Genomic DNA, 13,920 nt, shown 5'->3' on the forward strand with positions numbered 1-13,920 from the left:
ATCCAGGGTCTGATGCGTGGCAGAAGAAAGCGACGACGACAAAACAGAAGCCCCCACACCCCACCGACTTGAAAAAGCGCGGGAAGAGGGGCAGATCCCCCGTTCCAAAGAGCTTACCTCACTGCTTATTTTGCTGGTGGGCGTGTGCATTATCTGGATCGGTGGGGAGTCGCTTGCCCGTAAACTGGCCGGAATGTTGTCTGCCGGTCTGCGCTTTGATCACAGTATGGTCAATGACCCTAACCTGATCCTCAGCCAAATCATCCTGCTGATTAAAGATGCCATGGTTGCGTTGTTACCGCTGATTACCGGCGTGGTTCTGGTGGCTTTGATCTCTCCGGTGATGCTGGGAGGCTTGATCTTCAGTGGTAAATCGCTGCAACCCAAATTCTCGAAGTTAAATCCGCTGCCGGGTATTAAGCGTATGTTTTCAGCGCAAACCGGGGCGGAGTTGTTAAAAGCGATATTGAAATCCACGCTGGTTGGCAGCGTAACCGGATTTTATCTCTGGCATAACTGGCCGGAGATGATGCGTCTGATGGCCGAGTCGCCGGTGACGGCGATGGGTAATGCCCTGGATTTAGTCGGTATGTGCGCGCTCCTGGTGGTGCTTGGGGTCATTCCGATGGTGGGATTTGACGTCTTTTTCCAGATCTATAGCCACATTAAAAAGCTGCGGATGTCACGCCAGGATATTCGCGATGAGTTTAAAGAAAGTGAAGGTGATCCGCATGTGAAGGGAAAAATTCGCCAAATGCAGCGTGCCGCAGCGCAGCGTCGCATGATGGCGGATGTGCCGAAAGCGGATGTTATCGTGACCAACCCCACGCACTACTCGGTCGCCTTGCAGTATGACGAAAATAAAATGAGTGCGCCAAGAGTCATTGCCAAAGGCGCAGGGCTGGTGGCCTTGCGTATTCGTGAAATTGGCGCTGAGCATCGTATTCCCACTTTAGAAGCACCGCCGCTGGCGCGTGCGCTATATCGCCATGCTGATATTGGTCAGCAAATACCTGGCCAATTGTATGCGGCCGTCGCGGAAGTACTGGCCTGGGTATGGCAGCTAAAACGCTGGCGTCTGGCCGGCGGAACGCGTCCACCACAACCTGGAAATCTTCCAGTGCCAGAAGCACTGGATTTCATGAACGAGAAGAATACTGATGGCTAATCTGGTCGCGATGCTGCGTCTGCCCAACAATCTGAAATCCACGCAATGGCAAATTCTTGCCGGGCCGATCCTCATCCTGCTGATCCTGTCGATGATGGTGCTGCCGCTGCCGGCTTTCATCCTCGACTTATTGTTTACCTTTAACATTGCGCTGTCGATCATGGTACTGCTGGTGGCTATGTTTACCCAGCGTACGCTGGAATTTGCCGCCTTCCCGACGATTTTGCTGTTCACTACATTGTTACGCCTTGCGCTGAACGTTGCATCTACACGTATTATTTTGATGGAAGGTCATACCGGCTCGGCAGCGGCGGGAAAGGTAGTGGAGGCCTTTGGTCACTTTCTGGTTGGCGGTAACTTTGCTATCGGTATCGTGGTCTTCGTTATTCTCGTCATTATCAACTTTATGGTTATCACCAAAGGTGCCGGGCGTATTGCCGAGGTCGGCGCGCGCTTTGTGCTGGACGGGATGCCGGGCAAACAGATGGCAATTGACGCCGATCTGAATGCCGGACTTATTGGTGAAGACGAGGCTAAAAAACGTCGTTCAGAAGTGACGCAGGAAGCGGATTTTTACGGCTCAATGGACGGTGCGAGTAAATTCGTGCGCGGAGATGCCATCGCCGGTATTTTGATCATGGTTATCAACGTGATCGGCGGTTTGCTGGTAGGGGTATTGCAGCATGGCATGAGCATGGGAAGCGCGGCAGAAAGTTATACCCTGTTGACTATCGGTGACGGGCTGGTTGCGCAAATCCCTGCTCTGGTTATCTCTACGGCGGCGGGCGTTATCGTAACCCGCGTGAGTACCGATCAGGACGTCGGTGAACAGATGGTTACCCAGCTGTTCAGTAACCCCAGCGTCATGTTGCTCAGTGCTGCGGTACTCGGCTTATTGGGTCTGGTTCCGGGGATGCCCAACCTGGTATTTCTGATGTTTACCGCAGCGTTGCTGGGCCTTGCCTGGTGGTTGCGCGGTCGTGAGAAAAAAGCGCCAGAGGAACCTCAGTCGGTGAAGATGCCGGAAAATAACTCGGTAGTGGAAGCCACATGGAACGATGTGCAACTGGAAGATTCTCTGGGAATGGAGGTTGGTTATCGCCTGATCCCGATGGTGGACTTTCAGCAGGATGGCGAGCTACTGGGGCGAATTCGCAGCATTCGCAAGAAGTTTGCCCAGGATATGGGCTTCCTGCCGCCGGTGGTACACATCCGCGACAATATGGATCTGCAACCCGCCCGCTATCGCATTCTGATGAAAGGCGTTGAGATTGGCAGCGGTGACGCCTATCCGGGGCGCTGGCTGGCAATCAACCCTGGTACGGCAGCCGGGTCGCTGCCAGGCGAAAAAACGGTCGACCCGGCCTTCGGTCTGGATGCTATCTGGATTGAAAGCGCGCTAAAAGAACAGGCACAAATTCAGGGCTTTACGGTTGTGGAAGCCAGTACCGTCGTCGCCACCCACCTTAATCACTTGATTGGTCAGTTCGCCGCCGAGCTGTTTGGTCGTCAGGAGGCGCAACAGCTGCTGGATCGCGTTTCGCAGGAGATGCCAAAACTGACTGAAGATTTAGTGCCAGGCGTCGTGACGCTGACCACGCTGCATAAAGTTCTGCAGAATTTGTTGGATGAAAAAGTGCCCATTCGAGATATGCGCACCATTCTCGAAACGCTGGCAGAGCACGCGCCTTTACAGAACGATCCGCATGAACTTACCGCTGTGGTGCGTGTTGCGCTGGGGCGGGCGATCACTCAGCAGTGGTTCCCGGGTAACGAAGAAGTTCAGGTTATTGGCCTTGATACGCCACTTGAGCGTTTGCTGTTGCAAGCACTGCAGGGCGGTGGTGGTCTGGAGCCTGGGCTGGCAGACCGACTTCTGGCGCAGACTCAGGAAGCATTATCACGTCAGGAGATGCTGGGGGCGCCGCCGGTACTGCTGGTTAATCATGCATTGCGTCCGTTACTGGCCCGCTTTCTACGTCGCAGCATACCGCAACTGGTGGTGCTGTCGAACATGGAGCTGTCCGATAACCGCCATATCCGCATGACTGCGACCATTGGGGGTAAATAATGCGCAAGTTTCTTTGGCTGTTACTCTTTCCTCTGGCGGTGCAGGCCGCCGGAGAAGGCGCCTGGCAGGCAAGCGGTATGGGCATTACCTTAAATTATCGTGGTGAGTCAGCCTCATCAGCACCGCTTGTCTCCAGCCAGCCAGTTTCCGGGTTGATGACTCTGGTAGCCTGGCGTTACGAGCTGAATGGTCCAACACCTGCGGGATTACGGGTACGTTTATGTTCTCAGTCCCGCTGTGTCGAGCTTGACGGGCAAAGCGGGACGACTCACGGGTTTAACAATGTTCCCGCCGTTGAGCCGATGCATTTTGTCTGGGAAGTCCCCGGTGGCGGACGTCTGATCCCGGCTTTGCAGGTTCAAAGTAACCAGGTGATTGTGAACTACCGTTAATTCCCTTCGTTATATCAGCCAGCAGATGAAACTGCTGGCTTCCTCGCAATTTTGACCTACCTCTTTGATTAAAAAGAAACGCTGTTTTATAAAATAGGTGACGTACGTTGCCGGACTCTTTGTGTTGTTGCCATTTCGTCAGAATTGCTGGCAGAAATAGAAAGGTTTCACTTGCTGTTAGCTTTTACTGTGATCCTGTAAGGATGCCCAATGTCAAAACGAGGATTGCGGGGCCTCCCATTAATTTGCAGGGGTAACGGCAATGAACACGCGTAAAATTAGTCTGGTAAATTATTTTGCTTACGGTTCAGGTGACTTTTTAGGAGCGGGGACAACGGCGCTAACCGCCGCATGGTTACTCTATTTCTACACTACCTTCTGTGGACTGACACCTATCGAGGCGACGTTTATTTTTGCCACCGCCAGGGTGCTGGATGCGGTGGTTAGCCCGTTAATGGGTTTTTTAACGGATAATTTTGGTTCGACCTGGCTTGGCAAGCGTTTTGGCCGCCGTAAATTCTTTATTCTTCTGGGTATTCCCTGTGTTTTTAGCTACTCACTAATGTGGGTTGGCGATATGGGGTTCTGGTATTACCTGCTGACTTATCTGCTGTTTGATGTGGTTTACACCATGATTCTGGTGCCTTATGAAACACTGGTACCGGAAATGACGGATGACTTTAAACAGAAAACCAAGTTTTCTGGTGCACGTATTTCAATGGCGCAAATGTCAGCCATTCTTGCCTCGTTCTTACCGGGAGTGCTGCTTACTCTGTTTGGTAAAGACAACCCAGTTTCATTTTTCTATGCGAGTCTGGTGTTTTCGGTGCTGTGTGCGCTGATGCTAACCTTCGTATGGTTTTTTACCTGGGAGCGCCCGCGTGAGGAATGGACTGAAGCAGCGCTTCGGGCTGAAGAAGAGAAGAAAAGCCTGAACTTTGGTCAGAGTATGAACCGTCTGTTTGTCGAGCTAAGTTCGACGCTGCGGGTCAGGATTTTCCGCCAACATTTGGGCATGTATCTGGGTGGCTACATCGCGCAGGACGTCTTTAATGCAGTCTTTACTTATTACGTTGTTTTCGTGCTGATGCAGGATGCCTCAATGGCCTCGAATCTGCTGGGGACGATGGCTATCTTCCAGTTTATTGCGGTTATCGCCATGATACCGCTGTGCATCCGCTTTGGACCTGCGCCGTCTTACCGAATGGTGGTTGTGCTGTTTGGTTTGAGTTCACTCTCTTACGCAGTGCTGTATTACGCCGGGTTGAGCGATATTTATACCTTATTGTTGCTGGTTTCCGCCATGGCTGGTCTGGGGCGTGGCGGCATCAATTACGTACCGTGGAATACCTACACTTATATTGCCGATGTTGATGAGGTGATTACGGGTCAGCGTCGCGAAGGGATCTTCGCGGGCATTATGACGCTAACGCGCAAAGCCTCACAGGCGGGAGCCGTCATGCTGGTGGGGATTGTCATGCAGATGTCTGGATTTGTATCAGGTCAAAGCACGCAACCTGCGGCGGTCAGCCATACCATCTTGTTAATCCTGAGTTGCGGGACGCTAATTGTTCTGGCGCTTGGATTTCTCGTTTCCCTGCGTTTCAAGCTAAACCTGCAAACGCATAGCATCCTGCGTGAAGAGACTGCGAAAATGCGTGAGTCGGGGCGGGCGATGCCGGAAACGCTCACGCCACAGGTTCGCGCTACCGTAGAGATGCTGTCGGGCATGCCGTATGAATCGCTTTGGGGTAATAACAATATTGGTTACCTGAATCGTAATAAACCTGCTGCGTCACGGCTGGAACATGGCACAGCATTGAATTCGACATTGCACAGAGGTTAAGTAGATGATTGTTTACCCGGTGAAACACAGTCCGTTGTTGCGTCAGCCAGAACACTTTATTGCTAGAGATGAATTAAAAAACCTTATTAAGAAGGTGACCCATAACCTTGTCAATATCAATGATCAAACGGGTGAGTTCTTGTTGCGACTGGACGATGGACGCGTCATTGATACCAAAGGATGGGCTGGATGGGAGTGGACGCACGGTCTCGGCTTGTACGGAATGTATCAGTATTATCAGCAAACTGGCGATGAAACGATGCGCGATACCATCGACAGCTGGTTTGCCGACCGCTTTGCTGAAGGGGCTACCACCAAAAACGTCAACACCATGGCACCGTTTTTGACGCTGGCGTATCGCTATGAAGAAACGCGTAATCCCGCTTATTTACCGTGGCTTGATTCCTGGGCTGAGTGGGCAATGTATGAAATGCCGCGAACTGACTTCGGCGGCATGCAGCACATTACGCTGGCGGAAGAGAATCATCAGCAGATGTGGGATGACACGCTGATGATGACGGTTTTACCGTTGGCGAAGATTGGTCAATTGCTCAATCGACCAGAATATGTCGAAGAAGCAACGTATCAGTTCCTGTTGCATGTACAAAACCTGATGGATAAAGAAACGGGGCTGTGGTTTCACGGTTGGAACTATGAAGGGCATCATAACTTCGCCAACGCGCGCTGGGCGCGCGGGAACAGCTGGTTAACTATCGTTATTCCTGACTTCCTTGAACTGGTAGATTTACCGGAAAATAATGCGGTTCGCCGCTATCTGGTACAGGTGTTGAACGCGCAGATTGCAGCTCTGGCGAAATGTCAGGATGAGAGTGGTTTATGGCATACGTTGTTGGACGATCCGCACTCTTATCTGGAAGCCTCGGCCACTGCGGGGTTTGCTTATGGGATCCTGAAAGCAGTGCGTAAACGCTATGTCGGTCAGGAATACGCGGCTGTGGCGGAGAAGGCCATCAGAGGCATTGTGAAACATATTTCGCCGGAAGGTGAACTGCTGCAAACCTCCTTTGGTACCGGGATGGGGCACAACCTCGATTTTTATCGCCATATCCCGCTGACCTCGATGCCTTATGGACAGGCGATGGCGATGTTGTGTCTTACCGAATACTTGCGTAAGTATTTTTGATGGCGAGGCCCGATGACGCCGCAATTATCGGGCCTGGTGTTGCTGTGGCATCTGATGGTGTGTTGCTCTCCTGCGGCGCAAACAGATGATCCATGATTTGACGCATTATCGGTGCGGCGGTAACACCGTCGCTGCCGCCGTTCTCGAGAATCAACGCCACTGCGACTTTCGGGTTTTTATACGGAGCAAAAGCGGTATAGAACACATGATCCCGCAAGCGGATGGGGATCATCTTCGCATTGTAGGTCTGGTTTTCCTTCAAACTAAAAACCTGTGATGTGCCACTTTTAGCGGCAATACCATAGTGCGCGGTGTGGAAGAATTTGTAACCCGTGCCGTTCGGTTCATTCGCCATGCCAAACATCGCCTGACGCACCAGCCCCCAATAGGGAGATGCGGCAGAGGCAATTTGTGTTGACGTTTTTGGTGCCTGATAAGGTGTGACGGATTTGCCGCTTTCTTCATCTTGTAACAGGTGAGGGGAGATCACTTTCCCATTGTTAATCAGCGCCACCATGGCTTTCACCATCTGGATCGGCGTGGCTATCCAGTAACCCTGACCAATGCCGACTGAAATCGTATCACCCTGATACCAGGCTTTTTTATGTACCCGTTGTTTCCAGTCGCGGCTTGGTAATAGACCGTCGTACTCTTCATCGAGATCGATGCCGGTGGGTTTACCGTAGCCAAACTGACTGAGCGTGTTGTGTATCCGGTCTATGCCCATCATATATGCCACCTGATAGAAGAATGTATCGGCAGATTCTTCTATTGCTTTGGTCACATCCAGCATACCGTGACCGGTTTTTTTCCAGTCACGGTAATGGCGTTCAGTGCCGGGTAGCGTCCAGGTCGGGGCGCCGAAGAAGCTGGTTTGTGGCGTGATTACTCCGCTCAATAAGGCTGACATTGCCATGTATGGTTTTACGGTTGAGGCGGGGGGATACAACCCTTGCGTGACGCGGTTTATCAGCGGCAGGTCTTTATCCTGTAGTAGCTTGTTATAGTCCTGGTAGCTAATGCCTTTTACAAACGGATTCGGGTCGTAGCTGGGATTCGACACCATGGCCAGCACTGAACCGTCGTGCGGATCTTCAACCAGTACGGCAGCACGCTGACCTGCCAACAGGCTCTCAATATATTCCTGTAAGTGTAAATCCAGCGTCAGATGAACATCCTTACCGGCGACAGGCGGTACATCTTTTAGCAAGCGCACGATGCGTCCGTGGTTATCCACTTCCACTTCCTGATACCCGGTTTTACCGTGCAGATCGTTTTCGTAGTAGTGCTCAATTCCCTGTTTGCCGATGTTATGGTCGGCGGCATAATTTTCTGCCAGCCCTTTTTTATCCAGCGCTTTTAGATCGCTGTCGTTGATTTTAGAGACATAGCCGAGTACATGCGCCAGCTCTGCACCATAAGGGTACTGGCGATCTTCATAGCTGTTGATGGTGACGCCGCTGAAATGAAACTGGTTAACCGAGAAGCGGGCGATCTCCACATCGGTCAGCGCATTTTTAAGCACCACAGGGCGATAGCGGCTGCTGGATTTCAGATCATGGCGAAACTGGTCAATATCATCCGCAGTAAGGTCAACAATTGGCGTTAACTGTTTTAGCAGTGTATCCATGTCGTTGATCTTATAAGGGGTAACTGAAATATCGTACCAGGTGACGTTGCGTACCAGTGGGATACCGTTGCGATCGTAAATGATGCCGCGTGTTGGGGCGACAGGCAGCATTTTGATGTCATTGGCATTCGAGCGGGTGGTGTAATACTGGTGCTCGCGAATTTGTAAGTTGTAGAGGTTATAGACAAGGATGCCAAAACAGATGACCACCAGGCCAAAGGCCACCATTACCCGTCGCTGAAAGAGTTTCTCTTCCGCTGCAAAATCTCTGAATGTCATTGACCCGTACCCGATTAATTCGCCGCCTAATGATACGGAGGCTGAAACGGGATAACAGACAAAAGATGTTCCATCTCTCGATGGAAATGTGTCATTCCTTGTGAATTGTTTCAGACCAGCATGTCCGGAAATAAAAAAGGCCTGAGTCCGGATTACGAACTCAGGCCTGGTATATTTTAATATGCTTACATGCGTTCTACGGTTTCGATACCCAGTGTATCCAGACCCAGTTTCAGCGTTTTCGCCGTTAACTGTGCCAGTTTCAGGCGGCTGTTACGGATCTCTTCGTTTTCAGCGCTGAGGATTGGACAATGTTCGTAAAAGCCAGAGAACAGACCGGCAACGTCGTACAGGTAGGCACACATCACGTGCGGCGTACCTTCGCGCGCAACAACGGTCAGTGTTTCTTCAAACTGCAGCAGGCGGGCCGCCAACTGGGCTTCGCGATCTTCGCTGATAATGACCTGCGCACTGGCAAGCGCGCTTTCATCGATATCCGCTTTACGGAAAACTGACAGCACACGGGTGTAGGCATACTGCATATACGGTGCGGTATTGCCTTCAAAGGCGAGCATGTTGTCCCAGTCGAAGATGTAGTCGGTAGTACGGTTTTTTGACAGATCTGCATATTTCACCGCGCCGATACCGACCGCATTCGCCAGTTTTTCCAGTTCGTCGGCAGGCATGTCCGGGTTCTTTTCAGCCACCAGGCGACGTGCGCGCTCCAGCGCTTCATCCAGCAGATCGGCCAGTTTTACCGTACCGCCGGCACGCGTTTTAAACGGCTTCCCGTCTTTACCGAGCATCATACCGAACATGTGGTGTTCCAGTGGTACGGAGTCTGGCACGTAACCTGCTTTACGCACGATAGTCCATGCCTGCATTAAATGCTGATGCTGGCGGGAGTCGATGTAATACAGTACACGATCGGCGTGCAGCGTTTCATAACGATACTTCGCACAGGCGATGTCAGTCGTGGTGTAGAGATAGCCGCCATCTTTCTTCTGAATGATAACGCCCATCGGTTCGCCTTCCTTGTTTTTATACTCATCAAGGAATACAACGGTTGCGCCTTCACTCTCAACGGCCAGGCCTTTGGCTTTCAGGTCAGCAACAATGCTAGGCAGCATTGGGTTGTACAGGCTTTCACCCATCACGTCATCGCGCGTCAGAGTGACGTTCAGACGATCGTAGGTTAACTGGTTCTGCGACATGGTGATGTCCACCAGCTTGCGCCACATCTCGCGGAAATAGGCATCGCCACCTTGCAACTTCACCACATAGCTACGGGCGCGCTCGGCGAATTCTTCATCTTCGTCGTAATGTTTTTTTGCATCGCGGTAGAAACCTTCAAGATCGGCCAGCGCCATCTCTCCGGCATTTTCCTGCTGTTGTTTTTCCAGCCACGCGATGAGCATACCGAACTGCGTACCCCAGTCACCGACGTGGTTTGCGCGAATCACATTATGACCAAGGAACTCCAGTGTACGTACCGCCGCGTCACCGATGATGGTAGAGCGCAGGTGACCAACGTGCATCTCTTTCGCCACGTTAGGCGCAGAGTAGTCGACGACAACGGTTTGTTTAGCGGGCTGGGTGACGCCCAAACGCTCGGAAGTCAGCGCCTGCTGGACGTGTTGCGCCAGAAATGCCGGATCGAGAAAAATGTTGATAAAGCCCGGGCCAGCGATTTCAACTTTGCTGGCAATCCCGTTGAGATCCAGATGAGTCAGCACCTGCTCTGCAAGTTGTCGCGGCGCCATACCCAGTTTTTTAGCAACTGCCATCATGCCGTTGGCCTGATAGTCGCCGAACTGTACTTTTGCTGACTGACGAACCTGTGGTTCGCAATCTGCAGGCGCGCCTGCAGCAATCATGGCCTGACTGACTTTTTCTGAGAGAAGAGCCTGAATATTCACCGGAATACCTTACATTTATGAAGCGGGTTGATGTACACCGCACCAGTTTAAGAATTTAGGGCGGGAGTATACTGCAAATGGCCGTTGCCGTCAGCATTGCGAGTGTCGCCGGCTGACTGAAATATAAACAATGTAATTACGTATAATTATTCATGTTGTATCTGAAAAAATCAGCAGTTGGATGGGGCTGCGCAACAGAGTAAATTAGCGGCTTTGAATATGGATATGAGCATTCAATATGGCTAACTGGCAGACTGTTGAAGAACTGCATGATATTTCCGCAGATTTACCGCATTTCACTCAGGCGTTAACGGAGCTTTCCACCCGTCTTGGTCTGGATATCTCATCGCTTGAAGCCGATCACATTTCTCTGCGCTGTCATCAAAATACTACCGCAGAGCGCTGGCACCGCGGATTCGAACAGTGTGGCGAACTGCTGTCGGAAAATATCATTAACGGCAGACCCATTTGCCTGTTCAAACTGAATGAGCCGGTTTGTGTAGCACACTGGCAGTTTACAGTTGTCGAGTTGCCATGGCCGGGTGAGAAGCGTTACCCGCACGAGGGTTGGGAGCATATTGAAATCGTTCTGCCTGGCGACCCGGAATTACTTAATACCCGGGCACTGGCACTGCTGTGTGATGAGGGATTAAGTCAGCCGGGAATATTCGTCAAGACCAGTTCGCCGAAAGGAGAGCGTGAGCGTTTACCGAATCCGACGCTGGCGGTTAGCGATGGTAATGTGACCATCAAGTTTCATCCGTGGTCAATTGAAGCGATTGTGGCAAGCGAACAACAGGAGTGAGTATGGCATTGCTGGAAATCTGCTGTTACAGCATGGAGTGTGCGCGCACAGCGCAGCAATATGGCGCGGATCGCATAGAACTTTGCTCTGCCCCCAAGGAGGGAGGCTTAACGCCGTCTCTGGGCGTATTACGGTCAGTACGTCAGCACGTTTCCATCCCTGTTAACCCAATTATCCGTCCGCGTGGGGGGGATTTTTGTTATACCGATGGGGAATTTGCCGCGATGCTTGATGATATCGCTATGGTCAAAGAGTTGGGGTTCTCAGGGGTGGTGACCGGCGTATTAGATGTCGATGGCAATATCGATATGCCGCGTATGGAAAAAATAATGGCTGCCGCCGGCCCGTTAAGCGTCACCTTTCACCGGGCCTTTGATATGTGTTCTAACCCATTAAATGCACTGAAAAATTTATCTCAATTGGGCATCGCAAGAGTACTGACTTCTGGTCAAAAATCAGACGCACAGCAAGGTTTAACAAAAATAATGGAACTTATTGCGCAGGAGGGTGCTCCAATCATTATGGCCGGAGCGGGGGTTCGCGCCGCGAATTTGTCGCAGTTCCTCGACGCCGGAGTGCAGGAAGTCCACAGTTCTGCCGGAGTATGGCTGGCTTCACCCATGCGTTATCGCAATTCGGGGTTGTCGATGTCTTCGGATGCACAAGCGGATGAATATTCCCGCTATGCGGTAGACGGGGCGGCGGTTGCTGAAATGAAAGCAATCATTGCATGCCATCAGGCCAGCTGATTTTTACCGTTGCATCATGTCGCCCAATATGATGCTTGCTCGTACCAGGCCCCTGCAATTTCAACAGGGGCCTTTTTTTCTCCTTCATATTCCAAGCCGCAGCGGTGTTGGCTGCCTTGCTGCAACTTGAACTATTTTGGAGAAGTGGTGCTATACGTAACAGCTATCTGGCAATCCATTACGGTTTACGCGCAATCAAAACCGCACGTAATGGGGCGGGGTAGCCTTCAACCGTTTTGCTGTGGTCGTTCGGGTCAAGGAAGTCGGCCAGTGATTCGGTAATCATCCACTCGGTACGGCGCTGTTCTTCTGTGCTGGTAACACTCACGTCAGCGATACGCACATCGACAAATCCACATTTTTCCAGCCAGTTTTTAAGCGCCAGCGCAGAAGGAATAAAATAGACGTTACGCATTTGCGCGTAGCGGTCACCCGGCACCAGCACGGTGTTTTCGTCACCTTCGACCACCAGCGTTTCCAGCACCAGTTCACCATCTTGTACCAGTTGATCTTTCAACTGCCAGAGATGTTCCAGCGGAGAACGGCGGTGATAAAGCACGCCCATCGAGAAAACGGTATCAAATGCTTTTAGCGCCGGAAGCTGCTCAATACCCAGCGGCAGCAGGTGTGCGCGTTGGTCGTTGCCTAAAAGCTTACGTACCGCTTCAAACTGACACAGGAACAGCTGCGTAGGATCAATCCCCACCGCCAGATGCGCACCTGCGCCAATCATGCGCCACATGTGGTATCCGCTGCCACAGCCAACATCAAGAATGGTTCGCCCGGTTAGATCAGACAGATGCGGCAAAACGCGATCCCATTTCCAGTCAGAGCGCCATTCGGTATCGATATTCACACCGTACAGCGAGTAGGGCCCTTTACGCCACGGCATCAAGTTACGCATCAGGGTATCGATGCGTTTGCGCTGCCCTTCACTCAGTGGCTCTGCACTTTCGGCGGTCACGCTGTGCAGTAAATCCAGACGATGTGGCGTCAGCTCCGGTAAAAACTCGACCGCGTTCGACCACTGCTTAAACAAGCCATGTTGATCTCGCTGCCAGGCGGCAATTTGCGCCGGTAGTGTTTCCAGCCAATGAGAAAGATGATTCTTGGCGATTAGCTGATAAAAGTTACCAAAGTCGATCATGCAGAAACCTCAGCTTTCAGCGCTACCAGAGAACCAAAATTGAAGCACTGGAACCACAGTTCGCTGTGTTCAAAGCCGGCCTTGCGCAGACGCGCTTTGTGAGTTTCAACAGAGTCGGTCAGCATCACGTTTTCCAGCATGCTGCGCTTCTGGCTGATCTCCAGTTCGCTGTAGCCATTTGCCCGTTTGAAGTCGTGGTGCATGTTGAACAGCAGTTCGCCAACGTGGGTATCTTCGAAGCTGAATTTCTCTGACAGCACTAGTGCGCCGCCGGGATTAAGCCCCTGATAAATCTTATCCAACAATGCCTGGCGCTCAGCCGGCTCAAGGAATTGCAGGGTAAAATTCAGCACCACCATAGAGGCGTTTTCAATAGTGATGTTGCGAATATCTCCCTCGACAATCTCGACCGGAGTCGGTGCTTTATAGGCATCAATATGGCGGCGGCAACGTTCGACCATCGCCGGGGAATTATCGACGGCGATAATTTTGCAATTATCATGATGAATATTGCGACGCACCGAGAGCGTCGCAGCGCCCAGAGAGCAGCCCAGATCATAGATCTGTGAGTGGGGTTGCACGAAACGTTCGGCCAGCATACCAATCATTGAAATGATGTTTGAGTAGCCGGGAACGGAACGCTGGATCATGTCCGGGAAGACTTCAGCTACCCGTTCATCAAAGGTCCAGTCACCCAGACTGGCGATAGGCGCAGAAAAAAGCGTGTCGCGGTGAGACATAACGTAAAAATCCGGGAAAAATAAAGTGGC

General features: G+C 51.7%; 11 protein-coding genes. 7 read left to right on the forward strand and 4 right to left on the reverse strand.

All coding sequences use genetic code 11. The features are described from left to right. Positions 1–16: 16 nt before the first annotated feature. The 5 genes from flhB (at position 17) to bglB (ending at position 6,621) form a co-directional block, all read left to right on the forward strand. Positions 17–1,168, forward strand: a complete 1,152-nt coding sequence (flhB, locus tag OH663_RS04110; RefSeq protein WP_045444166.1) for a flagellar biosynthesis protein FlhB — start codon at positions 17–19, stop codon at positions 1,166–1,168. Beyond that, entirely contained in the window at positions 1,161–3,239 is a 2,079-nt protein-coding gene (gene flhA / locus OH663_RS04115) for a flagellar biosynthesis protein FlhA (RefSeq protein WP_045444164.1), read from the forward strand. Before flhB ends, flhA begins: the two co-directional genes overlap by 8 nt. Continuing rightward, positions 3,239–3,631 carry a flagellar protein FlhE gene (flhE, locus tag OH663_RS04120; RefSeq protein WP_045444162.1) on the forward strand — a complete coding sequence of 131 codons (393 nt, stop codon included), beginning with the start codon at positions 3,239–3,241 and terminating at the stop codon, positions 3,629–3,631. Before flhA ends, flhE begins: the two co-directional genes overlap by 1 nt. A 262-nt stretch (positions 3,632–3,893) precedes the next feature. After that, positions 3,894–5,477: an MFS transporter gene (locus OH663_RS04125; protein ID WP_200012836.1), complete on the forward strand. Its 1,584-nt coding sequence runs from the start codon at positions 3,894–3,896 to the stop codon at positions 5,475–5,477. 4 nt (positions 5,478–5,481) lie between these two features. Beyond that, a complete protein-coding gene (bglB, locus tag OH663_RS04130; RefSeq protein ID WP_200012838.1) occupies positions 5,482–6,621 on the forward strand; it encodes a beta-galactosidase BglB in 1,140 nt (379 codons plus the stop codon). Here the strand turns inward: bglB and mrdA are convergent. Continuing rightward, positions 6,593–8,530 (reverse strand): penicillin-binding protein 2, encoded by a 1,938-nt coding sequence (gene mrdA, locus OH663_RS04135; protein WP_200012840.1) that lies wholly within the window; start codon positions 8,528–8,530, stop codon positions 6,593–6,595. The genes bglB and mrdA overlap by 29 nt on opposite strands. A 185-nt stretch (positions 8,531–8,715) precedes the next feature. Next, positions 8,716–10,449 carry an arginine--tRNA ligase gene (gene argS, locus OH663_RS04140; protein WP_263525687.1) on the reverse strand — a complete coding sequence of 578 codons (1,734 nt, stop codon included), beginning with the start codon at positions 10,447–10,449 and terminating at the stop codon, positions 8,716–8,718. A 238-nt stretch (positions 10,450–10,687) separates the two neighbouring features. Here argS and OH663_RS04145 point away from each other — a divergent pair, with 238 nt between their 5' ends. Together OH663_RS04145 and cutC are read left to right on the forward strand one after the other, a co-directional pair. Further along, positions 10,688–11,254 (forward strand): VOC family protein, encoded by a 567-nt coding sequence (locus OH663_RS04145; RefSeq protein WP_200012842.1) that lies wholly within the window; start codon positions 10,688–10,690, stop codon positions 11,252–11,254. A gap of 2 nt (positions 11,255–11,256) precedes the next feature. Next, complete coding sequence (gene cutC, locus OH663_RS04150) at positions 11,257–12,003, forward strand: copper homeostasis protein CutC (protein WP_045444147.1); 747 nt, start codon at positions 11,257–11,259, stop codon at positions 12,001–12,003. A gap of 178 nt (positions 12,004–12,181) precedes the next feature. On the opposite strand, the gene cmoB is transcribed toward cutC, so the two are convergent. Then, positions 12,182–13,150, reverse strand: a complete 969-nt coding sequence (gene cmoB / locus OH663_RS04155; RefSeq protein WP_045444145.1) for a tRNA 5-methoxyuridine(34)/uridine 5-oxyacetic acid(34) synthase CmoB — start codon at positions 13,148–13,150, stop codon at positions 12,182–12,184. Beyond that, a complete protein-coding gene (gene cmoA, locus OH663_RS04160) occupies positions 13,147–13,890 on the reverse strand; it encodes a carboxy-S-adenosyl-L-methionine synthase CmoA (protein ID WP_045444142.1) in 744 nt (247 codons plus the stop codon). The genes cmoB and cmoA overlap by 4 nt, the downstream gene beginning before the upstream one ends. Positions 13,891–13,920: the final 30 nt, after the last annotated feature.

Source organism: Citrobacter sp. Marseille-Q5395 (genome assembly GCF_947057495.1).
Classification (GTDB): domain Bacteria; phylum Pseudomonadota; class Gammaproteobacteria; order Enterobacterales; family Enterobacteriaceae; genus Citrobacter; species Citrobacter murliniae.